Annotated in this window: 25 protein-coding genes; 3 read left to right on the top strand and 22 right to left on the bottom strand. The window is 45.3% G+C overall.

The window, feature by feature from the left end:
* Window positions 1-126 precede the first annotated feature (126 nt).
* The 4 genes from VE23_RS12470 to VE23_RS26490 form a co-directional block, all read right to left on the bottom strand.
* Window positions 127-1,773: an IS1634 family transposase gene (locus tag VE23_RS12470; protein WP_049868125.1), complete on the bottom strand. Its 1,647-nt coding sequence runs from the start codon at window positions 1,771-1,773 to the stop codon at window positions 127-129.
* 185 nt (window positions 1,774-1,958) lie between these two features.
* Entirely contained in the window at window positions 1,959-2,318 is a 360-nt protein-coding gene (locus VE23_RS12475; protein WP_049868126.1) for a hypothetical protein, read from the bottom strand.
* Window positions 2,319-2,424: 106 nt separating this feature from the next.
* On the bottom strand, window positions 2,425-3,144 hold the full coding sequence (locus tag VE23_RS12480; protein ID WP_049868127.1) for a hypothetical protein: 720 nt from the start codon (window positions 3,142-3,144) through the stop codon (window positions 2,425-2,427).
* Window positions 3,145-3,406: 262 nt separating this feature from the next.
* Window positions 3,407-3,589 carry a hypothetical protein gene (locus VE23_RS26490; RefSeq protein ID WP_157053950.1) on the bottom strand — a complete coding sequence of 61 codons (183 nt, stop codon included), beginning with the start codon at window positions 3,587-3,589 and terminating at the stop codon, window positions 3,407-3,409.
* 309 nt (window positions 3,590-3,898) lie between these two features.
* Between VE23_RS26490 and VE23_RS12485 the strand changes: the two genes are divergently transcribed.
* Entirely contained in the window at window positions 3,899-4,153 is a 255-nt protein-coding gene (locus VE23_RS12485; RefSeq protein WP_049868128.1) for a hypothetical protein, read from the top strand.
* Window positions 4,154-5,692: 1,539 nt separating this feature from the next.
* On the opposite strand, the gene VE23_RS12490 is transcribed toward VE23_RS12485, so the two are convergent.
* Window positions 5,693-7,441: a recombinase family protein gene (locus VE23_RS12490; RefSeq protein ID WP_049868129.1), complete on the bottom strand. Its 1,749-nt coding sequence runs from the start codon at window positions 7,439-7,441 to the stop codon at window positions 5,693-5,695.
* A gap of 70 nt (window positions 7,442-7,511) precedes the next feature.
* The gene (locus tag VE23_RS12495) at window positions 7,512-7,658 is read right to left on the bottom strand and encodes an SHOCT domain-containing protein (RefSeq protein WP_049868130.1); all 147 of its coding nucleotides are present in this window, start codon (window positions 7,656-7,658) and stop codon (window positions 7,512-7,514) included.
* Between the two features lie 51 nt (window positions 7,659-7,709).
* Here VE23_RS12495 and VE23_RS26495 point away from each other — a divergent pair, with 51 nt between their 5' ends.
* The gene (locus tag VE23_RS26495; RefSeq protein ID WP_157053951.1) at window positions 7,710-8,084 is read left to right on the top strand and encodes a hypothetical protein; all 375 of its coding nucleotides are present in this window, start codon (window positions 7,710-7,712) and stop codon (window positions 8,082-8,084) included.
* A 558-nt stretch (window positions 8,085-8,642) separates the two neighbouring features.
* Here VE23_RS26495 and VE23_RS27840 read toward each other — a convergent pair.
* The 3 genes from VE23_RS27840 to istA are packed head-to-tail and all read right to left on the bottom strand — an operon-like array spanning window position 8,643 to window position 10,796.
* The gene (locus VE23_RS27840; protein WP_442950536.1) at window positions 8,643-8,771 is read right to left on the bottom strand and encodes a DUF5348 domain-containing protein; all 129 of its coding nucleotides are present in this window, start codon (window positions 8,769-8,771) and stop codon (window positions 8,643-8,645) included.
* The gene (gene istB, locus VE23_RS12500) at window positions 8,758-9,573 is read right to left on the bottom strand and encodes an IS21-like element helper ATPase IstB (protein ID WP_049867150.1); all 816 of its coding nucleotides are present in this window, start codon (window positions 9,571-9,573) and stop codon (window positions 8,758-8,760) included. The genes VE23_RS27840 and istB overlap by 14 nt, the downstream gene beginning before the upstream one ends.
* Window positions 9,573-10,796, bottom strand: a complete 1,224-nt coding sequence (istA, locus tag VE23_RS12505) for an IS21 family transposase (protein WP_049867149.1) — start codon at window positions 10,794-10,796, stop codon at window positions 9,573-9,575. The genes istB and istA overlap by 1 nt, the downstream gene beginning before the upstream one ends.
* 513 nt (window positions 10,797-11,309) lie before the next feature.
* Here istA and VE23_RS12510 point away from each other — a divergent pair.
* Entirely contained in the window at window positions 11,310-12,029 is a 720-nt protein-coding gene (locus tag VE23_RS12510) for a hypothetical protein (RefSeq protein ID WP_232316903.1), read from the top strand.
* Between the two features lie 72 nt (window positions 12,030-12,101).
* Here the strand turns inward: VE23_RS12510 and VE23_RS27020 are convergent, their stop codons facing one another.
* The 13 genes from VE23_RS27020 to VE23_RS12565 form a co-directional block, all read right to left on the bottom strand.
* Window positions 12,102-12,479, bottom strand: a complete 378-nt coding sequence (locus VE23_RS27020) for a GIY-YIG nuclease family protein (protein ID WP_198156163.1) — start codon at window positions 12,477-12,479, stop codon at window positions 12,102-12,104.
* Between the two features lie 475 nt (window positions 12,480-12,954).
* Window positions 12,955-13,800, bottom strand: coding sequence for a restriction endonuclease (locus VE23_RS12525; protein ID WP_049868134.1), 846 nt, complete (start codon window positions 13,798-13,800; stop codon window positions 12,955-12,957).
* 53 nt (window positions 13,801-13,853) lie between these two features.
* The gene (locus tag VE23_RS27845) at window positions 13,854-14,117 is read right to left on the bottom strand and encodes a DUF6946 family protein (protein ID WP_411830466.1); all 264 of its coding nucleotides are present in this window, start codon (window positions 14,115-14,117) and stop codon (window positions 13,854-13,856) included.
* A 66-nt stretch (window positions 14,118-14,183) separates the two neighbouring features.
* Window positions 14,184-14,744 (bottom strand): hypothetical protein, encoded by a 561-nt coding sequence (locus tag VE23_RS12530; RefSeq protein ID WP_049868135.1) that lies wholly within the window; start codon window positions 14,742-14,744, stop codon window positions 14,184-14,186.
* A 58-nt stretch (window positions 14,745-14,802) separates the two neighbouring features.
* On the bottom strand, window positions 14,803-16,281 hold the full coding sequence (locus VE23_RS12535) for an IS5 family transposase (protein ID WP_049868136.1): 1,479 nt from the start codon (window positions 16,279-16,281) through the stop codon (window positions 14,803-14,805).
* A 77-nt stretch (window positions 16,282-16,358) separates the two neighbouring features.
* The gene (locus tag VE23_RS12540) at window positions 16,359-18,146 is read right to left on the bottom strand and encodes a DEAD/DEAH box helicase (RefSeq protein ID WP_232316905.1); all 1,788 of its coding nucleotides are present in this window, start codon (window positions 18,144-18,146) and stop codon (window positions 16,359-16,361) included.
* Window positions 18,143-18,832 carry a hypothetical protein gene (locus VE23_RS12545; protein ID WP_049868137.1) on the bottom strand — a complete coding sequence of 230 codons (690 nt, stop codon included), beginning with the start codon at window positions 18,830-18,832 and terminating at the stop codon, window positions 18,143-18,145. The genes VE23_RS12540 and VE23_RS12545 overlap by 4 nt, the downstream gene beginning before the upstream one ends.
* A 12-nt stretch (window positions 18,833-18,844) precedes the next feature.
* Window positions 18,845-21,064, bottom strand: coding sequence for a DEAD/DEAH box helicase family protein (locus VE23_RS12550; protein ID WP_049868138.1), 2,220 nt, complete (start codon window positions 21,062-21,064; stop codon window positions 18,845-18,847).
* 3 nt (window positions 21,065-21,067) lie between these two features.
* Window positions 21,068-22,705: a site-specific DNA-methyltransferase gene (locus VE23_RS12555; protein WP_049868139.1), complete on the bottom strand. Its 1,638-nt coding sequence runs from the start codon at window positions 22,703-22,705 to the stop codon at window positions 21,068-21,070.
* Between the two features lie 31 nt (window positions 22,706-22,736).
* Window positions 22,737-22,949, bottom strand: a complete 213-nt coding sequence (locus VE23_RS25840; protein WP_084781426.1) for a helix-turn-helix domain-containing protein — start codon at window positions 22,947-22,949, stop codon at window positions 22,737-22,739.
* A 302-nt stretch (window positions 22,950-23,251) separates the two neighbouring features.
* Window positions 23,252-25,267 carry a C40 family peptidase gene (locus VE23_RS27025; protein ID WP_198156164.1) on the bottom strand — a complete coding sequence of 672 codons (2,016 nt, stop codon included), beginning with the start codon at window positions 25,265-25,267 and terminating at the stop codon, window positions 23,252-23,254.
* A 28-nt stretch (window positions 25,268-25,295) separates the two neighbouring features.
* Window positions 25,296-25,703, bottom strand: coding sequence for a DUF6075 family protein (locus tag VE23_RS25850; protein WP_021877429.1), 408 nt, complete (start codon window positions 25,701-25,703; stop codon window positions 25,296-25,298).
* 119 nt (window positions 25,704-25,822) lie between these two features.
* A complete protein-coding gene (locus VE23_RS12565) occupies window positions 25,823-26,242 on the bottom strand; it encodes an RNA polymerase sigma factor (protein WP_049868141.1) in 420 nt (139 codons plus the stop codon).
* Window positions 26,243-26,880: the final 638 nt, after the last annotated feature.

The following is a 26,880-nucleotide window of genomic DNA, read 5'->3' on the forward strand; positions in this document are numbered from 1 at the left end:
TATTTGCAAACTCTTTTTTACCCGGTTTCGACAGTCAGTAGATGCACAAATCGCCGAAATCCCCTGCGGAGTAAGGGATCTGGGCGATTGTGGATAACTACGTGTGGTGCCTACGAATTGTGGTGCTCAAAGCAGTGAAATATCCCATATTTGCTGGGGTTCTTTCAATCCAAGCGCCGAAACAATTGCTTGTTGTTCGGGCGTTAATTGCGTGCGTTGACAGAGGGTTCCAGCGTCCAGTCGGTACTCCACCAAATGTAGCATTTGCATGAGCGAGCGTACCTCCCGCCACGTTTGACCGGTTTGGTTTTCGATAATCCGGATCAGCATCAATCCGAGCCAGCAGAGCAACACGTGAGCGCGGATTCGCTCTTCTTTCCGATGATACACCGGCCGCAGCTCCAGGGATTGCTTCAGCGTGCGAAAAGCCGATTCGACTTTGAGAAGCTGCTTGTAGCCGAGCGCCACATCCTCCGTGGATAAGGTGTCGTCAGACGTACGCAGTAAGTACTTGCCATCAAGGTGCTCCATGGCTTTGACGGCCTGGAGATCGATCCGCAGGTTGCCGCGCTTATCGATTTTCAGGTAACGCTTATAGGTCACATGACTATGCAGGCGGCAGTGCGCCTTGGTATGCGTATCACCGTCCAACTCCTTCAGTCGGGCCAGTTCTGCACGCAATGCTTCGAGGTGCTTCTCGCGCCGAGCCGCATCCCGCTTGGCCTCATCCGGATTTCGGACCAGCACGTACCGTGTGCGCGCTTCTCCATCGCCAACGACGATTTCTTTCACTTCCAGATTGTCGCGGACGGTTTTGAAGCGCCCAGGATGGGCCAAGGCTGCTTCGACCGTCGGTTTGCCGGAGGTCATCTTCTCGCCGGCGATGTAGTGGCCGCCCGTCTGCTGCAAGACGCGCAAGTTGTCTTCGGAGCAGAAGCCGCGGTCGACAACGGTGATGACGCGCCCGAGCTTCCACCCGATCAGATCCTTCTTCACTTCCGGTACGACACTCATGTCCGAAGTGTTGCCGGGCCAGACCCAGCAGCGGATCGGGATCCCATCGCGGGTCACGGCAAAGCCGATGACGGCCTGCGGCAGGTCGGGACGGTGATCCTTGGAGTAGCCGGTTCGGCGAAACGCGTCTTCTTCCGACTCTTCCGTTTCAAAGTACGTCGAGGTCGTGTCGAAGAACAACAGGTCGACCTCCAAATTCAGCAAATCGGCTACGGTATGGAACACTTCGCGTTGAATGCTTTCGTCCGACTCCAGGAGGAAGTCCATCGCCCGATAGCCGTGCTGCACTTCAAAGGCTGGCAGGTCGGGAATGACGACCTCCCGATCGACCCAGTCCTCGATGGCGAGTTTGCTGCCGGGGTCAAGCACACGGTTTGCCACCATGGCGAAGATAGCGCGTTCCACCGGCATCCGGAATTCCCGATCTGCCAGTCGCCGGGTGATCGCTTCTCCGATGCCGAGCTTCTTCCAAAGCTGATCCAGCAACCATGCGCCGCCCAGCGCCTTCGATTTCAGCAGGGTCACGGTTGCGGAGCGTGGCGGCGGGGACCCAGAAGGAAGAGGTTCGCCGATGAAGCGGTGAATGCTGGCCGCCAAACGTTTGAGTCCCACGGTATCCAGCTCGTCCGCGCGGCCGAAATGATACAGGATCTTGGCCTGTGGCGTTCCTGTAACAGGATGGCGTTCATTGTGTGCGAGCTGAACGTATCGGGTAACGGTGCCGTCTTTGTTTTTTCGAGAAATCTGTCGTATGTACATAACTACATAATACACTGTATACTACAGGAAGGGCAACGAAAAACATCAGTTATCCACAGAAATGTAGTGCCTACAGGTTTTCGGTTTTTTCGCTCGGTTAGTGCCTGTGGGCAAGTCCGAAAAACAGCGCCACTAAAGGATTTTAGATATCCACAGCACCTATAAAGGTGCCTACTTTTAGAGGGTTACTGTCGAAGCCGGGTTTTACTCACAAAAATACTCTCTGATATACTGAAGCTCTTTTTATCCGTTGATTTAATTTCCACTACAATTTTCTCACCGTTTTTCAATTCTATATACAAATCGGATGCAACAGTATTTGTAAGTTTAGCCACACCTTCCTCAAAGCCCACAATACTTTTACACCATTGTAATAAAAAAATCATTAGTATGAATTCTACTTCGTTATCTTTACCCCAAATTCTTTTAGTAAGGTCCGTTGAGGTCAAACCAAGCATACTAATAACTTGTTTTTGTTGTTCTTCATTTAAAAAGCTTTTTATACTATGAAATGCCTTTATTTTTTCCATAGATGTTGATTCCATTGATTAAGCTCCTTAAGCGATTTGGCCAATTTGAGGCCAGTTATTTTATGCATAGATAATTTTTTGAGAGTTGAACAGCTTTGTTGAAATAAAAGTAACTATTTCATTACTCTAAAGAATATTTCAAGTGCTTTGACAAGAAAAACTCCAACCGAATCCAATCGCTCGTGACATCTGTTGACACGACCCGTTCCATATAGTCATTCATTTCCTCTTCAAACAATATGTCATTTGCATGTGTGTCTTTATCCTTCATTAAGATGAAATAAGGGACCTTGTCACCCTGACAATTTGCTTCCTTGCAATCATTGATTATGTCCAACACTCGTTTACGTCCGTTCTTTTGACAAAGGATCACCGTACCATAAGGGACATCGTTTGGCACATACAAAGTTTTGTCGGTTTTTGTTCTTGAATCTGAGTTATATTCGGAGTACGTAACAATATTCACCTTTTTTAGACGTTCAATACGATTTTTCAGCTTCTCCCTCCAATCTCCTTTTTCATATCCGAGATCATTTTTCAGCTCCAATATAAGCTGAATGGTTCCATCCTTTATAACTACTACATCGGGGGTTATTCTTCCATCACCTTTTAAACGAATAGGATAATCAATGAGGATTGAATAATCATTTTCGTCTCCAAGAAGTTTGTAAAGGAAGATGCCGAATTCATCTTCAAACTTGCTCGCAACAGCAGGTATCGTCCCCCTTACAACCCTACCAGGGGCTTCCTTAATGATCTCCTTGTCTCCCTTTCTTTCTATATATGTTTGATATACCGCTACAACGAGATCCAATAAGTAAGCTTGAAACTTAGAACTCATGCCGCTTCCCACTTTCTAAAAAAGTATACTTCGTAGCTACTTACTTCCGTGTCCTCTCCGTCGTCCGTCCTACTTGGCTTTATATATCCACCAACCAACAAAAAACCGAGCGAAAACAGAAGTCGTGACTGTATCTCGCTCGGACTAATTATTTACGCTCTTTATTTTATTCAAGTAAAGGAAAACAACGGTTGCTTGTGTTTAAAAATTTACTTTTGCTTATAATATCCTATTGCTTCAAGCACTTTAGTTTTTACGAAGGTCATACAACCTTTTGATACTGGTCTTTTTTTGGATCTAAGCAATCGCCTCTAAGAAACCCATCTTCATAAGTAAGAATGGAAGTGAAATCGCGTTCTTGTTCTGCGTCATAACCATGAATACGAATCGATATCCCGTTTTCCGTTTCTGCAATTTCATCAACATGAATCATGTGCCTTTCCATATATCATCATCCTTTGCCACACTATAATTACTAATTATACCCAATAAGGAGTCTAAAGGTCAAGAAAGGTCAGTATATCTGATATTCAAGTGTTCTAAATTAGTGCATCAGGATGTCCGAGCAAAATATAAGCTAATATTAACCTGCTGTGGCAACGGATCGAGCACTATAATATTTGATCCTTTGATGTGTGATACATTCTGGGATCTATCTCCTCTGCCATCGTTTTGATAGAACAGATTCAAATCCGCCTATACTGTATAAGGAGCGTTCATTCCGCTTCAAAACCTATCAGGAGGTTGAACTGTTATGATGAAAAACCTGTACACTAAGCAACTCTTTTCTGCTGTTTGCAAACACCAACCCGAAACACTGCAAGCCATGTACAGCTCCGATGGAGAAGCTTTCGTCAAGGAAGTCCACCGTCTATGCCAAATAGGGTATGTTCGAACTTATCGCGGAAACTTGGTTTATGGCGGAGATAACGTATCGCCAATAGAAATCGTAGACGCAACTGCCTTTGAACCTACTCCTAAAGGAATTCAGTTCCGAAATAGCCTGTAAGAAAGACCTCCAGGGTAAAGGTCTTACCAACCTTTCTGGAGGTCTTGTTTTTACTTAACGGTTTGCGTTCAGTCTTATACGAAACAATTCAGCAGTTGAATTGCTTTCAATGAATTACTTTCAAGAATACAAGTTTCTCCACTCTTCTTTTAGGTAAATCATCGGATTAGCAATATCGATTTGCGTCTCTTGGAAAATAAGACGATCAAATGTTTTAACTATTAGATAGCACTGGTTTTCCGTTCTATCTTCTATGCTGAATGGAAAAGTGCTTCCGTCAATTTCTTCGAACAGGACTCTGAAGGAAATGACAGACGGAGTTGATCGTGTAATCCACTCTTCTTCCAAGATTCGGTTAAAAATAACGCATCTTCCGATATCCGCAATGAATTCAGGACATTTCAGTATTTCAGAAACGTTATCGTCATGCTCAGGATCATCGCCAAATAGAAATCCATTGATACATTTTAATTGGTTTAGGATCTCCCCTTCCCCCTAATCCCTCTATCCTAAAATAAGAAAAAGCCGAGAAAAACCAGAAGTGGATACCTGATTATCGTTCGGCTTTTTTGGCAAACTTTTTATGCTTTAGGCAGACTATTTAGGCTTTGGGTAAACTTTGATTGCTATTTACAACCTCACAGCCAAAACTGAATTTTTTTCTCATTCCGCTACCATCAGCTACCAAGAAAAAGGGTAGAGAAAAATACCGGACGAAAATCAGGGTTGTTCCTGATTTTCGCCCAGCTCATCGGCAAATTAATTAACTGGTTACATTGAGGCATCTTGAAGGCTAGAGGTCCGGTCTGCAGTTGGAGACAGAGTAATCAATATAGCCTGGCAATTCGTAAAACAAGCCGTGATAATGGGCGTCTTTAGCGGATCGCCATTTGTTTACAGCTACAGCAATTTGAATTCATACTGAGTTGATCAACTCCTATACATAACGTAAGCATATGCTTTCAAGCAAAAATGAATGGTAAGCAGTTGGTAAACAAACTTAGTGTTAGACAGAAAACACAATAATCCGAGCACCCAAAAATCCCTTATTATAAGGGCATTTTACTTGTCAAAGTCCTAAATAGTCGTATTACGCATGTCACCTTTGCCCAACCGCCGCTCCGCCTTACAGCCACAAGCCTTTTCCCGCCCTCCCTCTTACCTATCCCCAATACCTTCGAGCAATTAAAGTCGCACTACAAATAGGGAAAAAACAAGGGCTATGACCGAAAACATCGGAGTCAAAAAAGCAATTAAAGTCGTGTTATGGCAAGGGGATATTAGGGATTAGGGATTAGGGATTAGGTTTGATTGTAGGAAAAATCGAAGTAAACGATCGAGTAAAACAGGAGTAAACCGCCTGAATCCCTTGTCCCTCAAGGACGTTCCCTGCTTCCCCTTATACCTAATTCCTCCCCCATCAATCAATGAAAAGCCGAAGAAAAACAGGAGTGGATCCCTGAATTTCGCTCGGCTCGTAACATGACTTTTTAGGCTTTAGTACGACTCTTTAGGCTTTGTTAAAACTTTGATTGCTATTTACATTACTGTTTTACCAACAATGCAACGGATTCTACATGTGTTGTGCTGGGAATAGGAACACAATTCACCCCCTTCATTTTTCAACGGCTTTTTTGACGATTGCCCGCGCTTTTTGCCTTGAATACTGTTCTGGAAGCCCGTTTTATAAACAAATGTCAGCTTGTACGGATTAAGTTGCTCTGGATCGGCGTCCGTACCGATAATGATCTTATCAACAATGCTTTCAAATACGGTGCGATCAAACGACGGCAGGAGTTCGTTCGTGCGAAGCACTTTGCGAAAATGCTCCAGCCTCTTACTCGTATCGATTTCTTCTTGTGCAGATTGCTCCAACTGAGTCTTCTCTTCAAGTAATCCCGTCAAAGAGGCATCCAGTTCCGCATACTTCTGCTCGTAAGTCGGTCGGTCGATTTTTTCGTCCAGGCACAAGTCGATCAACTTACAGCGCTTCTGTTCCAACGCCTGAATTTCACTGTTCAGTTTGTTCAGCCTTCTTTGACTGTTCTGGTCGCTGAATACGGATTCCATGCGTTTAATTAGCTCATCAATAATGTCCGTATGATTGCGGCATACCAATTTGTACGATTCGACAAAAGCATCCTCAATAAGCTTTTCGTCCAAGCCCTTGCTGTGAGGGCAATACTTCTTTCCTTTTTTTGTTGAGGTGATGCACTGCCAAACAGCCTTTTCGTGCGGGGTTCCGCTATGCCAGCACCGCCGCGAGAAGCTCGTATGACAAAACGCGCATTCCAACATACTACTGAAAGCAAATTTTCTGCTATACTTGTCTCGTTTGCCTTTTTCGCCGCGGCGGCGGTTCTCGCCCCTTCGATGCAGAATAGCCTGTGCCTTATCAAATACTTCTTCACTGACAATCGGCTCGTGATGATTTTTTACATAAAACTGATCTTCCTCGCCGCAGTTCTCCAGCCTCCGCTTGGATATCGGATCGACGGTAAAGGTCTTCCCCTGCAATAGGTCGCCCTTGTACTTTTCATTCTTAATGACACCAAGGATGCTCGTGTCTTGCCATTCGATTCTTCCGTTCTTGGTTTTATGCCCCGCCTCAGTCAATTCCTTGGCGATAACGTAAGCACCCATTCCATCAACGTAACGCTGGAAAATATAACGTATGATCTCCGATTCTGCTTCGTTAATGGAAATCTTTTTCGTAGCCGGATCGTAATCGTATCCTAAGCAGCTTTGAAAGCCGACAAGCTCACCGCGTTTCATTTTCATCTTCAAACCCTTTTTGACGTTGGCGGAGATATTCTCGACTTCCTGCTGCGCTACGGAGCTTAAGATGACAAGCAACAGTTCACCATCCATCGTTAGCGTATTGATGTTCTCATCCTCGAAAAATACGGCAATGTTCTTTTCCTTCAACATACGGACAAATTTCAACGTATCGAGCGTGTTCCTTGCAAACCGCGATATGGACTTCGTGATAATCATATCAATTTTCCCATCCATACAATCGTTAATCATGCGTTGAAAGTCTTCGCGTTTCGTTACCTGTGTTCCGGTTACAGCCTCGTCAGCATAAATGTCAACGAGAACCCAATCGCTACGCTTGCTTACGAGATCAGTATAATAGGCGACTTGTGATTTGTAGCTGTTCAATTGTTCCTCGGTGTCCGTACTTACTCGGGCATAAGGGGCTACGCGAAGAACATCCGATAACTTTCCGGCATTTCGATCAGATATCTTCCGGCTTGCTTTGATAACTTCTACTTCGAGTGCCATTGTTTCGCCTCCATTCTTATTAACTCGTCATCAGTATAATAAGAGCGGGAGAGACCGACAAATGTGCGAATCAAGAAGTCAGGTCCGAAATGATGCCATAATCCCGCAGGGTTTTGTTCTTTATCAAATGAAATTCATGTTCAGTAATCAAGGAAAGCTCCAGCAACTGTCTCATCATGGCAATTTGCATGCTATATCGGATCAGCTTTTGGTTCATAACTAACCTCCCGCTCGTTATGAAATGCCGAAAATCAGAGATGCGTAAAGAATGAACGAAGTACGCATCTCTGTTTCCGCCTCTGTTTTGGTTGCATATCTGGAAACCTTATCCGGCGGACAGTGGTTAACTGCCCTCATAGGCTCTACGCCTCCTCCAGGATCGCTGCAGGCCGCCCCCATTGCGATAACTGTGGCTGGACGGAAGTATCATTATCCCTACGCATGGGTCTTCGCCTTAAATGGCACCGCCATTTATTTATTGCATGAGCAAAATCGCTCGCATTCCACTGGTTCTGTTAACAAGGCATGCAAAAACAAGAACCGGCAAAATGGTCGTGGCGCGCCTGCAAAGTGGCTATCCTTCTGGGCCATGCGGGGAACGGACCGGATAAGATTGTATTTGATTATCAAAGAGCCGCTGTGAGGAACGAACATGTTCCTCTACTATTCATTTCATTTTCAATGCAAAATCGGACCCTGAGTTGCCAATCTGTCGAATTAGGTCAGAAGAAATTTTTCAAGACGAAAAGCGAGGGGAGAGACGAGAGTGGGAGGAGATGCGTTGATTTGGAACGTCATTGACCAGACCAGACAATCTGTTCTAAAGCAGATCCTTGAATTGAATCCGATCCTGTATCAGATAACTATCTGGCAGGGGGAACCGCATTGGCTTTGCTGCTTAAAAAAAGCTGCTTATTAGGTAAAAGTATAAAAGAAGTCGGCTGGGCGGCAAGATGTGTATTTCAGGAACGTTGCCTAATCGATAACAATATGATCAACGACATCTGACTAAACGTTAAAACGTCCAAAGCCTTCATCAGAGGTACTTCGGACTTTTTCAGTGGATCTATGCAGCAGGTAGCCTCTTTGATATGATTTAACAAAAAGATCGAACAGGTGGAGATTGAGATGGGAGCCACATCAAAAATATATAATGTTGTTATCGCTTCGCCAGGTGATTTGACTGAGGAGCGAAAGCTAGTCAGGGAAACCATAAATGAATGGTGAAACATTCCCCGCAATGTAGGCCGTATCGCCGTCGCCCCAAATCGACACACCACTCGTCGCGGTCCGGTTCATAGCATATTCGGGCGCGCCTACGCATGGGCATTCTCCTTGACGGTTATACTGCCAGAATCCGTGGCCGGTTTGTCGAGCGGCGTGCCATACACGCCGGCTCTCATCTTGTCCTTGAGCCGGTAACTTGGACCACGGATGTTAATAATGTGCGAATGATGAAGCAGACGGTCCAGAATCGCCGAAGCCAGCACCGAGTCCCCAAACAACTCGCCCCAATCGCCAAAACTCTTGTTGCTGGTCAGGATCAGGCTGCCGCGCTCGTAGCGGGTGCTAATGAGTTGGAAGAACAGGTTGGCTGCCAGCGGGTCGAGCGGCAGATACCCGACTTCGTCAATGATCAGAATTCGCGGGCGTAGATACTGTCTCATCTTCGCATCCAGCCGGTTCGCGTTATGGGCGCGCCGCAACTCTTCTACTAGCTGTGTGACGGTGGTGAAATACACCGAGATACTCTTCGCGAGCGCCTCCAGCGCAAGCGCAATCGTAAGGTGGCTCTTTCCGACGCCGGGCGGTCCGAGGAATACGACATTCGCCGTCTGGCGAACGAAATTCATCGTCGCCAGCTCGTCGATGAGCTTTTTGTCCACGCTCGGCTGGAACGAGAAGTCGAACTCCGTCAACGTTTTCTGATACGGCAGGCGCGCCATACGCATCTTGGTCTGAATCGTTCGTCTGAGCCGCTGCGCCAGCTCCTCACCCAGCAAGTCGATCAGAAACGCGACATACGTCCACTGCTTGTCCGTCGCTTGCTGCAGCCTGCTTTCCAGCACATCGGCGGCGGCGAGCAATTTGAGTGACTCCAGTTGACCTCGCACTTGATCCAGCTCCAGCATCAGCTCATCACCGCCAATGCTTCATACTGTTCAAGCGGCCGCTCTTCGACTACCGGCGTAGAAACCTCTCGGGCCAGCGGCTTCGGTTTCAGAGCGCCTTCCGCAGCTTTGAGCCCCTCGTATTGTCCGGGCAGCCTCACCATGCCGGTCCACAGATTGGATTTCTCGTGCGTCGCGATACGCTCGCCCTGATGCCAAATTTCTACATGCATACCCACTTGGCGAACGAGAACAACTTGGCCGCTGTACCGCCAATGAACACCATACCTAACGCCGTCGAAGCTGACGAACCCATCCAAACTGACCGTACGCTCGACGCGCAAAAACTTCGTCAGGCGATCCGGAGATGGCAGCGGCAGTAGGTTCTCATCCTTCAACCGATCACACGGGCGCTCGCCGGTCGTACCATGAATCCGCTGGTCGACTTGATGGCACCACTGAATCGCTTGCCGATTCAAATCGGCAATGTCCGTGTAGGTGCGCCCCGGCCAGAAGTTATCCTTGACGAACTGGACGCCGCGCTCGACCTTACCCTTGGTTTCCGGACGTCGTACCTTGCACAGTTTCGGCGTCAGACCGACCGACAGCGCGAAGTCCTCGAACATCCGGTTCCACTGAGGAGTACGGTCGTCGTTCATGCCGGTAACAACGGTTTTCATGTGATCGGTGAGCATGATTTTGGGTACGCCGCCGAAGTGCTCGATGGCATGAACGAAACAGCGTAGGAAACTATGAATGTCACAGCGACGGGTGTACTCAACATACGTGGCGCGTGAGTAGCCCAGCACCATGACAAAGACTGGCAGCTTATGGGCTCGTCCATTGGCATCTACGGTTTCGCAAAATCCCCAGTCTACCTGCGCTTGATCTCCCGGCAACGTCTCGTACCGGACGGTTGCCTTTGACTGCCACGGCGGACGCTTTTGCTGTACATAGTCTTTGATGATCGTCGCACCACCGGTATAGCCTTTCTCCTTGAGGCGCATGAGCATCGCCTGACAGTTGAACAATCCGTCTTCTTTCATCCAGCGGTCGATCGTCTCTTTAAACGGATCGAGCTTCGACCCTCGTTTCTCACGCTCCTTGGACTCCGGGATCTGCCCATCCCGTACATATTTTCGGACAGTGTTCCGAGCATGGCCGGTTTCCCTGACAATCTCTCGAATCTTCTTTCCATTGAGCTTCATTTCGTGTAATCTCAAGACAGATCCGCCTTTCAGCATCGAGTATCTCTCCCAGGTTGATTTGGTCGTCAATCCTGAGAGATATTCGCTAAAGGTGGGTCATTTTCATTCCGGCGCCGGTGGGTCAATTATAATCCGGCGGTAACATTCCTAACACACACTCAGGAAAGGTTACAATCCCATACCGAAGAGCCCGTAGCAGTTGACCAATCAAATACTGAAACCGCACAAGAAAGGGAAGACTTCTCTAGTGCCCTCAAGATTGCCTCACTATCCAATGCCAATGGGTTTTGGCTAAGTGTTGTCTGTGACTACAGAGGTGGATACACTAGCTTCCAGTCCAAGGAAAAGCGCCATGTTATTTCATGGGCAGAACGACTATGTGAAGAAACTGTCTATGAAAGAGAACCATCAAAGAGAGTAGGCAAGGGGTTAGTTCACGTTTATTCGCCGAGCGCTCCTCCTCAGGATTTCATCTTTCATTACCATAATGACGGTCTTGTTACTATCAAGTGGCGTGGCGATTCCGACCAAATATCTTTAATGTGGATTATGATTCGGTTAACAAAGACTCTTCGCCTTTTGCTTGATGATTCATTAGTCGATAATAATCGCCAGCCTCAACAAATCGGTTTTTCTATAGGGAATGCCCCTGAACATGGGATACAAACCGACGAGATACTTGGTTGCATCCCTACCAGAAGTGACTTTAAACAAATGAGTTCAATATGGAAGAGTGAATACGGAAAGCAGATTAACATTGACGAATACATTCGGAGCTTTGTACATAACTTGCTTGAGGAATGGGGATACTTGGATTTCGAGGAACCCTTATCAGCACTTTCAATTGAGCACTCTCTTCCTGATTTTCTTGCCGAGGAACAAAAACAGGAATGCTTACCAGATATAAACACAATCGAAGACGCTTTGTTGAACGATTTTGTTGACTCCGTGATTAATGCTCTTAACGACCACTTGGATGATACCTCTAATATTACTATATCTCGAACCGATACTGAGGTGCAGGAAGTCATGGTAGCTTCGGTTGATTCGCTTGATAGTGTAGTAAGCTTGGACGATATTGAGTCAGATGAACCCAATCGATTTACAGCGACTGCATCATTATCAGTATTGGTTGAAATTAAAGACTTCTTTGGTTCAGAGGAAATTGCCGACATTGTGACATTGGATTTTGAACTTCACCTTGCAGGAACGACAAGTGAAGATGGTAATATTGATTCAATTACGGTTACGGCAGTAGAACAAATCTAAGATAAGAGTTTAGGCACTACATGAGAAGTCTGAAAGCCTATTGAATGTGGGTTTTCGGACTTCTCCCTTCTCCTAATGCGTTCTAAAAGTATTCCATTTCGACGTATCCAACTTCATTGCAGCGAATACTTCTAAAAGGTAGAGTTCAGTATCGTTATCGACTTGAACAAACCGAACCGACATTGTTCTGATTCTTGTCTTCATCTGTTCAAACTTTGTTCTGAAATGGTCATCTGCCATTAAGCTTTTTCTTTTACCCTTTACACCGTGCAAGTGGTTGGCCATCTTGAATGCAAGACTTGCATCATTATCGTTTATTCCTGAAACATGCTGCCTTATCCGATTTATAACCTTTCTTGAAATCCCTACATAGATTGGGTTCCCTTCGTCATGAATTACATATAGTCCCATGAAGTCGCTCGTCTTGTTTGGACTGAATTTCTTTACCAATGTACGTAGTCCTACGCCTAGTTCAGCGAATTCAGTAACCCTGTATAGTTCCGCTAATTGTAGCTTTTGCATGTAACTAGGCAATACATTCTTTTCCAGTTCATCGAAAGTATACTTACATTATCAATCACTAACGTAATTCCTCCATGAATATATCTTGAGCAAGCCAGGCTCTCGGAAAGAACCTTAGTTGCCAGCGGTTGCACTAACCAATCGTACATTCCCTTCAACAAGTTCGAAAAGGTGTTCATAACGTTTGGCTCGTGCTCTGATTTGTACTGTGTCTGCCTTATTACCGTCTTTTCTGCTATATAAACCCTGTTTGTAGATTTCTTCGCTAAGCACATCCGCATGAGCCGTATAGTCAGGCTGGTTACGTAAAATTGATATCATAGCTTGATGTAGCGTGAGAGTCCTCATATCCTTTATCCCCCTAGGCATCGTATCGTAGGGAGAAGCTGAAAGCACGCCTTCCCTACATAGGTTTTGTATGCCGACAGCTTGGGTACTTAGAACATCCCCAAAACTCAGTTCCTTGTCTACTTTTTCTTCTTAACATCTGTGCACCACATATACAAGTTACAATCACTCCAGCGGCGGCAACTTCCTTACGAGCCTTTGCAATTTCCGTCTTTGCCGCTACAGTATTCCGAGTTGTCTGCACCTTCTTGCCTGGGTGCCACTTTCCCCATGCCTTAAGCTTCTGCTCAATCACGCTCCCGTGCCAGTAGTCAACCTTGAATTGTTCAGCTTCCTTCTTGGCTGGTCCCGTTAAATCCGAGGTCGTTACGAGCAAGGACAGGATACAATCATGGTTTCTCTTAGCCGCCACAAGTTCACGAACAGTCTGAACCGACACCGTATTTCGTTCTGCGTAGCATTTAGCTTGAACTGCGATCTTTTCTCCACGTTTATCTGTGATAACGAGGTCTACGCCACCGTCATTACCGCCTATGCCAACTTCCTTGACTGTGTATCCTGTATCTCGAAAATAAAGGGCTAGAAGACGTTCAAACTCTGCTCCAGACATGTCATCAAGTCTACTGGACAGAATCACTTCGTCCGTTCTACACTCTTTAGAGCTGTGCCTTGACATAGCCTTACTCGATGATGCTTTTCTCTGTTTCTTCTGGTTACGTCTCTTCTTAGTCCATAGCGTACCCAAAACCTCCGCTACAATCAACCCAGTGAATAGAAAACCTATGAAAACGCCCCAGTGTAAGCCTGGGAAAAAATAGAAAAGGCTAAGTGATGACATCACTGATATTCCACGCAAGAAGTAAGCGAGCTGCCGACCCTCGGCATAATATGTTTGTGCCATAGTATCACTCCATCCCTAGATGCTTCCCATACTCTTCTCCAATATATCTGACTCTAGCTTACCGAGATATAATGGAATGTCATTAGGAACCTTTCCGCCACCAGGCACAGAGATCGGGCCGTATAAACATCCTGCTTTAACCTAGTCGCCAAAAGCAAACGGTTGAAGTCATGCCAATCGGAATCGTTTTGCTTCGCCTTATGCGACTTTCCCGCCACTGGCACGAACTCATGAATGATGAGAATTGCCTGGGAAGCATTTTGTGCCGCCGCTTCAATCACTGTCCCTGCGGTAGCATGCAGAAGTTGATACTTGATGTGACCAAGAAAAAAAACAGTTTCACCATGACATGATAAGGATTCAGGCTGGCCTTTATTATCTGTTTAGTAATGAAACCTTTCCAGCACAGCTCGTTGTTCTTTGGTTAATTCGTCATATTTTTCATTGAAGACAATTTCTTGTTCATCAATCGATTCTATACAAGGTGCGGCCCATTCAATATCCTCAAATGTTAAACCATATCTAAGCATCCAGATTTCACGCTCGACATCCGTGCCAAAACGGATATATTTTGACAAACGTAAAGCTCGGAGATCTTTCGAAAATTCATAATATTGATGGAAAATAGCATAAAATATATCTGCTAGCTTAAAACCAATCAGTTTATCCAAATAATCATAGGTATCATAAATTATACGGTCGTAATCCACTTTTTCTGCGGGCATATCACCAAATAATGAGTAGTTATGAAGTTTCATGTCAGGTATGTCGTCATATTCGCGAAGAAACTGGGCCTTTAGTTTGCTTTTCTCCTCTTCGTTGCCTTGCCTATCCAGCGCGTCTCTGTCTTTCTTCCTTGAAGCATAGTCAAAGCGATATTGGCAGATAAGACTAAACGTTTTCTTATAAACCCTCCAGAGCATGATTTTTATTGCTTGGTTCAAAATGCTTTTTTCTGCGGCAGTTAACTCCCTACCTAAATAGGGCTTGCTGAACGAAACATTACAGAGCAAATCTTCTGTAGCTGGTACGATTCAGCAGAATGTTGAATATGAAGACGAAAAGAAGCCGCAAGCGGCGCTCCAGGTTCATCACGAGGAACTGCAGGGCGATGACGGCCCCGCTCGTTTGCTCGAGTCGCGCCCGGATTCGATTCAACCCATATTTTCGTTTTCCTTCGCCAAACTTGCCCTCGATCGCATTGCGTTCGCCTGCATCCAGCTTGGCCATTCGTTTCATCACCGCCGTGTCCGCCTGCTTCGAAGGTCGGCCGAGTGGAGGTCCGCTGAGCCGTATGCCGCGCTCTTTGCAGTACGCACGGTTCTCCCGGTTTCGGTAGATCTGATCGGCCATCACTTCTTTCGGGTACACGCCGAACCGAGCTTTGTACGTCTCTACCGATTCGATCAAGGTGACGCCTTCGTTGAAGTTGTCCCATTGCCAGCGCTCCAAGAAGGCGAACCCCTGCACCATGCTAACGGATACCTTCGCCCCGAATTCGACTTTCGCTTTTGCTTTCCCGCGAACGATCGGACGAATATGCGGTTGATGAATGCTGACGATGCGATCCTCCACATGATGGACTCGCTTCGTATACATCAGTCGCTGCTGGCGATACAACTCCTGAATGACAAGCAGTTGCTTGTATTGCCGTCTGCTGAGCTCTGTGAGCGGCGTGATCGACGCCAGTCCTTCGATGATGTGAAGGTCGCGTTTGATAAAGGCGAGTTGCTTGCTGATTCCCCGGCGCAGCGCCCGGTAGCCGATTCGGCGCTGCTTGGCTAGAGAGAGATACGAGCGGCGTGCCTTTTCCCGATACGTGCGCGGTTTCGCACGTTGCCCCACGTGCGGCTCATGTAACGCGTCGATGATCGTCTCCAGCTTCTCGCGGGCTTCGTTCAAAAGCGTGATATCCGTCGGGTACGCGATGTCGGCGGGGGCGCAGGTCGCATCCAGCAACAGCGTCCCTTGGTTCGGGTCCGGCTCCGAACGCTTGTGTTTCGCTTTCCGACCGACGGGAGACGAGGGCGTCGCATCGTCGTCATCATCCCGTTGTTGCTCCGCCTTCGCAGCTTCTACAGCGATCCATTCGTTGACTTCCGCGATCACCTTCTCGCCGAGGCGCTTGCGGAAATGAGTCATCAGCGAATGATGAAACGGCGGCCGGTCCTGATAGCCCGCCAAGCCGAGGAAGTATTGGAGATACGGGTTCTCGATGATCGTCTCGACCGTCTCTCGATCGGACTGTTGCAGTCTTTCCTGGATGATCAAGGCACCCAGCGCCATCCGAACCGAGATCGCCTTTTGGCCGCGAAACGATTTCTTGAATGACTTTGCATACTTGCGATCCACCCGCGCCCACGGGATCATCTGCGCGAGCTTGATCCAGCGATTGTTCGGATTCAGACAGCCGCCGAATGGCAAGAAAAACTCGCTCGGCAGCAACAACTGGTTTTCCTCATGGGCGTACGGCTGGTACATGATCGTCATCCTCCATGTGCACGGGTTTTCATCGTTTCACAACAATTCCCTTGCATATGAGTTCGACGAAATGTGCCTCAAACCCTTGTCGTTACTGGATTTTTTGATTGTTCAGCAAGCCCTAAATACATTTGGTATAACGAGTAGAAGTCCTGGTACATAGCCTTTCTGTCGTTGACTTCTTCGTTGTTGTCCCACCTTGGGTAGATTAAAGAGCCATCCTCGTTAAACATGATGTCAAGTAAGGTTGGAATTATTTCTGTAATATCATCGCTTGCCAGTTTTTCCACATCATTGTTCGTCAAGTTATACTCATCATTGAATTGGTCAGTTTTTATTGCTTCCTTGAACTCCTCATATTTTGGATCTAATCCCTCATTTTCTTTATCCAAATGTGATTTTTCAGAAATATTCTCTGGCTTCTTTATCACGGAGCGAAAAGGGCTTATATTATCCTTTTTGACTATAGCAGCTCCAAAGTCAAATATATCATTCAACGTTGAACGACCGGCTCTTCCGATCAGATTCTTAACGGAAAGTGGCTTGCTTCTTTCAAACCTGTCGAGATATACAACATCGAAAGGCATGTTAATCCCTTGCTCCAACGTTGATGTCGCAAAGCAAATGCGGCAAAACCCTTGTTGAGTGAAATGTTCTAATATGAGTCTAGCGCGGAGAGGGATGGAGCCATGATGCAAGACGATGCCACGTTTCAGGTATTCGAGCGTTTTTGAAATATAATTTTCGTTCTTGCCATTTGATGCTCCAACATAATCCCGCATTTTTTCAACTAACTCAAGTGCCTCTGGATCAGAGATTGGCTGACATAGGTCGATGTACTTTTTAAATCCAGAGTACACCTGTTCGTTATAAATATGCTGTTTTGGAACATAAATAAGTATACTTCCGCCACCCTTAATTGCTTTCTCCATTGGGTCAAACCTGGCCTTGATTTTCCTTTCTCCCATCACGCTCTTATCGATGCCAAAGTGATGGAACACGCCAGAAGAGGTATCATGAGTGTAAAATATCTGTCCAACATTTTTCTGCTCGTACTGCAAGGCTCCGGCATTTTCATCAATATCAACATGATTTTTCTTTAGCTGGGCTTCGGGATTGGCTATAAACGGATGAGCAAAAATACATTTTGCAGTTGGGAACGCTTTCTGAACACGTCTCACGATACTGTCGAAATAAAGCCCACGCACAGATCCTTCGTCACTCAGTTGGGCTTCGTCAAACAAAACAAGCCCTATGTTGAGCTTATCTTTTAACTTGAATAACTCTCTTGCGCGTTCGGGTGTGAGAATAAAGACATTTCTCTTGGCGCGTTTTATGTTAATGATGTCGACGAAGGTAAGTATGTTAACTGCCTTGTCATCGATTATTTCATGAACTCTGTCATAATACTCATTTATCAATGCTCGTGAAGGCACAATGACAACAACGTCATAATCGGCATCTTTTATCAAATTTCGGAATACGAATGATTTCCCTGTACTTGTTGGAGCAGAGAAACTGAACGTCTGCATTTTTCGAATCTTCTTGAGGATATCCGCCTGTACGGGAGTGTATTCTTCACCAAATTCTGCTTGTATGTATTTTCCATAGTCAGCAAAAATGAGACTTATAAATGATTCTACCTTGGGCTTCTTGTAAAACAAGCCCATCATCTCAACAACATCATTCTCATGCTCTGCAAAGAAACCTGGTTGAAACAGCTTCAAGTACGAGAGGATCTCGAGCACGGAAATATTGATGGAACCTTCTGTGAAGAGACGTTCCCTTGCATAAACAAAATGTTCATCCAGATTTCTTCCTTCTCGAATCTCAGCTATCCGGTTTCTCGACTTTGTAGCCATCATAGATTCACCGCCACTATTACTATCTCCACATGCTTTGATAGCTCGCTGAAATTGGTATGCTCCATAATGTTGGCTATCAACAAATCGCTTGATGTGGATTTTGCTGAAAAAGCAATTGCGAAGCCTTTAAGTCCGCTGTTCGCTCTAGTCAGAGCTTCTGGGGTACAGAAAGGGTGTAGGTCTGCAATTTGCTTAATGTCTTTTTTATCCGCTATAAACTGATATATCTGCTTAATTGCTGAGTCGTATGCACTTTGCCGAGAATTAAATTTTGCTTCGCCGAATATGACTGTGTGCGTGCCATTGTTCTGACTATGAAAATCAAATCCGGGATTGCCCGAGACTTTCATACCTAGCAATTCGGCAAGGGGAATATCTAGATAGTTCATATTGCTTATAAGGGATTCTCTAGCTAACTCAGATACCACGTATTCTCCTGCTTCTTTGGTTACTTTGTCATCTGAAGAATCAGTAATTTTTTTCTGTATGTCGGCAATTGTTTCATTAGCACGCAGTCTAAAACTGCCTTTCATATAGTCCTGATCGAAACGGCTAAGCCACGATAGATCCATCAAAGCCGTAATGATTGCGGAAAGCGTATCCTGCAGATTTTCAGGATCAATACGTATGAAGGTAATACTGCAGGCACCTGTATGTTGTATTGGTTTGCATTCAATAACCTTCACCGCCATGCCCCCCTAAATTAAACTATCTCTCAGAAGCGACCAGGACGCACTTGACACATCATCGCTGTATTCCTCCAAGCAGATGCAAAGCTCATCACTTTTTTTATCCTCGCGAACGAATCCCCCTTTTAGGTTGTACTTATCGATGTATGATTTGAGAACAGCGAATTTGCGCGGTGAGAACTTGTCGATATCTTCGCTGTTGCCATACTTATCAAATCCGCCCTTCGTTTCGATAATCCAAATCTCTCCATTGACGCAGACAACGTAATCAGGAAAAAACACCCGAGCTTTGCCGTAGGCGTCTTCATAAACAATGGATAAATATTCCGCTCCCTTATCGCCGTTCTTATACAGCCACTGGACGCTTGCCGCCGATTCACAGTATTTCTCAAATTTCTTTTCAGAGGACGACCGTGGTGCGGCGGATGACAAATAGCCTTCATACACGCTTTTTAATAACACCCTCTGTGATTTTTCAGTTGCATCATAGGTGAACAGACATTCGCGAGGTAACCAGAAGTCTTTTTTCGTTGTTTTATCTGACAATGCATTAAATTCAAGGTGTAGTTGACCAGCTAGTTCAGATGCCGCATTTCTTACAGCGTTTTTGAGATGTTCGCGGTTATTAAGCACAAATGCGTAAAGCTCTCGGTTCTCTAGCAGGAGAATTTGATTGTTATTTGGCTTCTTCCCAGCAGTCCTAACGAACAAACGACGGAAGATGGCGTTTAGATGTTCATACTTCAAGCCGACGCGCAGGGAAATTTCCCCTACAATATGATGATATTCCCTACCATGAATGGTTGTATTGATAGGAGCCTGAATATACGTCATTTTAAGGTCTTTGTAGCTGTTTCTATCACCAGCCGTGATAATCTCGTTTTCTTCGGTCACATATTGGCGGACATAATTTGAAATGAGAAAGCCATTAGCTTCAAGACGCTTTTTGTTCTCGACGGTTCTTGTATCGATATTATAGTGTTTTTTGAAGTACACATATATTGTCTGGAGTATTTGACGCTGATCACGTGAAAACGCAATCCCAGACACCTGTTCGCTGACCAGTTTAACTGACTTAAGCGATTCCTTCAGATGCAAGTTAGCTGCCTCCAATGCACCTTTTCCAAGACTCAACTTAACGCTTTCGGTAAATTTTTCGTCCAAGGTATACAGATAACAACTGTCGAGAAGCGGTTCATCATAATGCTTCCCCTCCGGCATACGGCGGATTCGCCCAATCGTCTGAATCTCGAAAGTCTCGCTCATATGGTCGCGGAGCTTGACAAGAATATGCGCCCTCGGGCAATCCCAGCCAGTAGCGATTGCCTGTTTGATAATGATAGCCACGGGCTTAGCTGTCGGTTCTTCGATGCCTGAGATATTCTCATGACGTTCGGCAAGGCGAACAGCAAGAAGCCCGTTTTCGTAGGTTATCTCTTTGGAGGCGAACCATCTCTCCACACCATCCAAAAGAACATCGTTTTTATTAGGCAATTGAACGACAATTAGAGGATTAACGTCTGCGCCATGGGAATCAAACGAAGCATATAGCTTCCGCTGCTTTCCAAGAGCCTTAGTTAGCAGATAATCAATCTGGTCTACAACTTCGTCTCCCTGCTTCACACCCTCATTTATGATAAGGACTTTCTTTATCAATCCAGCAGCGATAACCTCGGCTTCCGGGACAATAATCCATGTCGCGTCGGTATAATTTTTGGGGGTTGCAGAGGCACGGATAATTTTATCTGTCTGAAAATACTCAATAATTTCCTTGCCTTTAATCGTATCCCCCTCATGGCTTTCATCGACAATGATTTTGAACGACAAGTCGTTATTAAATGCCTTCTCGATATGCTCAAGAAAGTTTGTACGTTCGCCTTCTTTCAGGGCGTTGTTGCTTTTCTTATTGAGTGTTTCCCAATTGATAAAGCAAACATCGTTTGCTTCAAAACCTGTCGTCATGATATCGGCAAGAGTCTTCGTCTGCGCTCCATGAATATATTTGTCCATCTTCCCCTTGCTCTGAACTTCAAGTTCCCCTTTTCCTGGAGTAAGCCAGATGAAGACAGTCTTATCAAAACACTTTAAATACTCATCCATAAAAAAAGTGAGAATGATAGTCTTGCCGCTACCTGTGCAGCTTTTTAATATGATCTCACGTTTGTCACCCTTCATAGCATCCATAAGGTCAGCGATTGTCTTCAGTTGAAATTCTGCTGGTATACTCATCTTTTAGCCCTCCAGTTCCTTGTAGAAATAATTGGGGATCGTGATAATCTCCACGCCCCGTTCTTTGAGTAACTCTTCTTGTTCGCCGGAGAGCAGAACATCATGACCTTTATAGAGTCGAACGCATTTTTCAAATGCGTCGGCGTTTTCGACAAACTCATCCATTTCATCATCCGTCAGCACAATGGCAAGATCGGCATTACGCGTGAAGTTAACGCCGTTCTCCAGTTCCACCAATTCTCGAATATGAAGCAAAAGTTCATCTGCATACTCGTAGTACATTCGTTCGCTAATTGATACATAATCAATCTTATAGTATTTCAAACTGGCACTGTATCCTTCATTGGCGATCACACGCTTTATTCGTTCATATGCGACCTTGCGGCAAATTCCATTCTCATTGTTAGTACAGAGGATAAATTTGCGTTTGCTCTTTTCACGCACGGCATTAAATGCCAACACAGCTTGACCAGTAGTTCCGCTGCCTGCAAAAAAGTCCAATATGGTACTACTTGGGCCAGAAGCAATGGTAATAATACGGTCAATTAAGCGAATAGGTTTAGGGGTTGAAAATGCTATCATATTTTCAAGGATTGCACCTGTTTCCTTTTTTGCTTCATCTGTATGTCCTACTTCTTCATGTGGCCACCAACTCCACGGGACGAGCCCCTTCGCTTCGTATAAAAACTGCTTTCTGCGAGGCACACCGTTTCCATCTGGTCCAAAATATATACGACCGTCGTTAAAAGCCTTTACAAATTCACTTTCAATTGTGCTCCAACACCGACCTTGAGGTGGATAATGTTCAGTACCATTAGGAGCGATTATTTTATACATTTGATTCGTCCTATACCCTTGAGCTAGTAAGGAAATTGACTGCCATGGGCCACGTGGATCCTTGTCTGGATTTTTATATAGTTTCTTTTGTTTATCTGCTAATGGTAATCTATTCCGAAACTTTTTGAATTTATCAACATCATATGCGTAAATCAAAATATATTCATGTGAATCACCAATCGCTTCACGGTTTTCGCGCGAATATCTTTTTTGCCATGCTATAGTAGCGACATGTCTTTCTTCCCCCATAATTTGATTGCACAAGAGTCTGAGGTTGGCATATTCATGCTCGTCAATTGAAATAAAAATCGAGCCATTCTCAGAAAGTAAGTTCTTTGCAATTCTCAAACGACGTTCCATAAATGAAAGCCACTTGCTATGAATATAGCTATCTGTCTTATCCACGAAAGAATCATCATAGATAAAATCCTTATTTCCGGTGTTATATGGCGGATCAATATAAATTAAATCAATCTTTCTGCGGTAGGTCTTTTCCAGCAACCGCAGCCCCGCTAGATTATCTCCTTCCAACAGAAAATTAATATCCCCGCCATTGTCAATAAACAGACTTGGTTCTTCAGATAGTACTGGAATATGGGAATCTAGCACTTCATCAATCGTTTCCCGATGTTCTTCAAATACTAAACCATATTTTTTGCCCTTGACCTCTTTTTCTATCTGCCCAAGGAATGTCAAAAGACTCTCACTATTCTCGTCTTGCGAGGCCTTCAATATAAATGAACGAATTGCCTCTATCTTAGTGGTCAACTCGTCACGTTTTTGCTTTGAAATGTTAATACTCATTAAGCTTACTCCTTTTGTGTTACTCTCATATTCAAGCGCGTTCCAACCGTGCCATTATTTCTTCGGGAATACCCTTTGTGGTGCAATACTCCGAAAGCCGCATTCGGGCTAGTCGGCTCGGAACACTTCGACCGTTTTCCCAGCGGTTAATAGTCGTAAAACTGATATTCAAATCACGGGCAAGCTGCTCTTGTGAGATGTTCAGTTCTTTACGAACGGTTTTTATTATTTCGTCGATGGTCAATTTGGTGCCACCCCCACACGATAAATCATAGCATCCGCTATAGCAGATATCAACGGATTAATTGGATTTTAGATGGAAATATCGACACCATTCTCCAAAAGCTGAGACGCGGTGCCGTCAGGCACTCCAGATATATATTCAGGCTATGGGGGAACCGCGTTGATGCGTTATTATTGCGGTCATAATGGAACACTCAGAAGCAACGCAAAAAAGCGAGGGGGACACTAATGAATGGCGTTTCCAACAGATAAATCATACAACGAGAATAAGGCTCAGAATCTGAGCCTTATCTCTTCAGAAGATCAATTAGCACTCGAAAGATGAGGTCGGCCAAACAACACTTGCTTGTCCGAATCAAACAGATTGCGGTACACTACTTGTCCCCGACTTGAGGAAGCATCTACAACTTTGCCATCCCCCGCATAAATTCCAACGTGGGTAATATCCATAAACCTACCATTATGCTCGTAGCTCCAAAATACAAGATCGCCAGGGACCAGTTCTGCCGCGCTTACTGTCAGGCCATTTTCTACGCTAAATCGGGCCTGTTCCGCAGCGGTACGCGGTAAGTTAATACCAAGCTGTCGATAAACCCACTGAACGAGATAGCTACAATCTGTAAAGTCATCCTGTCCGGCCTTCGGTTGACTGTACGGATCGCCTAAACGAGTTAGCGCCAATTTGACGACTTCGCTGCCTATTTCTCCCTCGGGCAAATGCTGACCAATATCCGCAAGCTGCCCCGGCGTCAAGCCAATATCCGTTTCTTTACCCAGCATCGCAAACATGAGTGGCCGAAACTCTCCAGACATCATTTCCTTCATGATGTCCATCTGTTCATTTGTAAAGTGATAAGATTCAGCCTGTTGCTCCGCAGTTTTGCTCGAAACGGTTATATGCAAAATGTGTTCATAGCTGGTAGTCGTCTCTTCGCTGGTAGTCCCATCTTCATGCTCTACCGTAACGCTTTCCGTATGTTCGATCGTTTCGATACGGGATTCCAGTTGATTCATGTCCCAAAACACCGATTGGATGATCCCGATCCTTGTTGCATCAAGTGTCGCTACATCCATTCCGTTTTCTGAATCCATAACAGTCTTCACGGCAAAAACGGCTATAATATCCATCCAATTATCTATTCGCGTGTTGTCCGCGCTACCGGGGTAATGAAACTCCACTCGGTCTACACGGCCAGCGGACTGCTGTATTTCTGCCAGTCGGTCGGCATACTCAATGTCCAGCTCTTGAACGATTCGGGAAAGCGGCTTTACATCGGCATCCGTGTTTTCACCGGAAACAAAGATGCTGAACGGAGAGGAAATGACAGCAGCTATAGCCATAACAATGCACAGCAATACAATAACGGTGCTACTAATCCCCAAAAGCGCGGCTACCCCTTTGACAAGCAAAGCGGCTGCTTTTACTACCATTTTAATGATCCGAAGATTTATTCGCGCTGCAGCTTGTGCCCTTTGAATGGAGCGGCGGGCAGTCATCGCCATCTGTGCAGTCCGCTGTGTTGTCCTGGCGCTATTCATTTTTCCTTCCGCTTGATAATCAGAGGGGCTTTTAGCCTGTCCTAGCCGTTGTCCCGTTTTTATAAATGGCGATAATGTCTTAAAGTTCCTTTCTTTACGTTTGATCGTATGGCTTGCTTGCTTGGATATAGCGAAGGGGATTCGGGATGACGGAGGCCTGAAATGCTGCTTCCTCATGCTTACGGACGTTAGCGCTTTTGGACGATTCACGCGTACATTTGCTGAACGAGATGCCGCGGCGGCAAATGCTCCTTTTTTTCCGGCCGGTTCTTGATCTCTCACTTCCCGATTTAGAATTCGGTTAGTAAAGCTATTTTTGCGAAGAGGATGCAAAAGCCGGGCATTGACCCGGCTCCGTATAAAGCGTTGTTTTTTTGATTGATGGTTAGCTGACAAGAGATATTTCCCATCTACCGGCTTGCGGAGATGCAACCTACGGGCAAGTCGCAATTGAAGTGTACCTGAAGGCTTATTAATTATAGCAGCGGAGTTCTGTATCGATACCGTATCCCCTTCTGACTTTGCCCGCCTTTTTTGTATGAGCCTTATCAATCTTTTGCTAGCAACCACGCTCATTCCAACTTGAAAACGTACCGTTTTATCTATGGCAGATGCAGAATGGTGCTGCGCATATTCATTTGGGGATTGTGAAGTCGTCTTGTCATTGTTTATATGCTGTTTTGTGCGGGCGCTCGAATGTTTTACACGATCCATCAAGTTTGGCAGTCTGTCCAAACGTTTAATGTCTTTCACAACAGTCCTCGTTTTAATATCCTTCATCTATTCCACTCCCTTAGCTGGCTGCCATTTAGCGAACTTGTTCGTTCAGCCGCTTGAAATTCTTCTCCTGGCTTCGGCAATAATCCGGATAACGAAGTTGAATCGCTTCAAAAAAATAGGGAGCGTAGCTGCAATCGAATAATTCGTGGGGAGTAGAGTAGCGTTCCCCACCTTTTTCCGTCCAGCCATTCCAAAGATTAAAAGCAAGCCTGCACACGCGGATAGAACTACCGGTTTGCCACGAGGCTGCGAGACCTCCGGGCTTAATGCCCCCATTAGAAAAATCAAACAAATCGCGGATATGACTCCGAGTATCGCGGGAAATACCTAATGTGTAGAAAAGCGCCCGATGATAGCCGTCGCTGCATTTCCTTTCATCCAGCATCCGATAGTAGAAACTTTCGTGTTCAGCATCTCGAAATCGAATCGGATTCATTGTTACCTGCCCCTCTCATAGAAAATGAGCGGCTGGTTATAACCAGCCGCCGCCTACATAAAGCTCTTTACCTATCTGTTCATTTTGGCAAGCAAATCGGACCCTTTGACCTACCGCACTCACATTTTTTTGAGAAACTGCGCCATTTGTTTTAAGCCGCGTTCAATAGATTTTCGTACTGCACGTTCATCAACTTGTTCAGCTTGGGCAATCGCTACTTTGCTCATGCCTAAGAAGAAGTGAGCATAAATTCGTCTGAACGATTTTTCCGGCAATCGACACAAAGCCGCATAAAGCTGCTCATTGGAAAGCTTACGCTCGTAATATTCCTCCGGGGAAATCGAAAGGAAAAGAACATCTTGTTCTATACCGTCGTTCCGATCAAGCGAGTAATAAGCGCGATGACGATAGGTGCGCAATTTGTATGCGTTTTCGTTTAAGTCGAAACGGCGGATTTCTTGTGCCACTTCATCATCTAAGTCGATCCATACATCCGTTTTGATAAAGGAATACATGTCCCGCAAATTAATCCTTTTCATATTCGTCCCTCCATTTTGGTTTGTGGGCAAACCAAAATGGAGGGGGAGAGCGACAGCCAACGCTCCCTTTAAAACGATTGTTGATTTTGTTACAAAAATAAAAAAGACCTTGCCGCTCAGCAATCCAATGCTGATTTGCAGCCAAGTCTGATAGTAATATCCATCGTTGAGGCGTTATGAGCCATACGAATAGTAAAAACACATAAAAGGATCGTTGTTTGACATTGCATGCAACGGGGGCACATAATATCGATTTACCTCCTCACATGGCAACACCATTGCGAGAGGAATAACCAGTCTGTTTTATGATGGTGTTGTCCTACGTTTTAGTTCAAACGCTCCTTTTTGACTGTCCCGTATCACATGCCTTCAGCACTCGTCACTGTAATAGCTACCTTCTTTTGGGTTTCAATCAGAAAATAAAAAAAAGCGCTTCGCTTCTTTTTGCTGATCACAGCAAAAAATGAAGCGGCGCTCAATGACTGGAATGCAAAGTAATGCGAATAGAATGAATTCAGATGTATCCAGTTCAGGATGGCATGTCTACCTATTTCTAAATTATAGATTAATAGGAACCGCATCATCGCCCTCCTTTCATCGGTATGATTGTACGACTTAATGGGGAACCTGACGAAACC

It is taken from the genome of Paenibacillus sp. D9 (genome assembly GCF_001188365.1).
In the GTDB taxonomy this organism is placed as follows: domain Bacteria; phylum Bacillota; class Bacilli; order Paenibacillales; family Paenibacillaceae; genus Paenibacillus_O; species Paenibacillus_O humicus.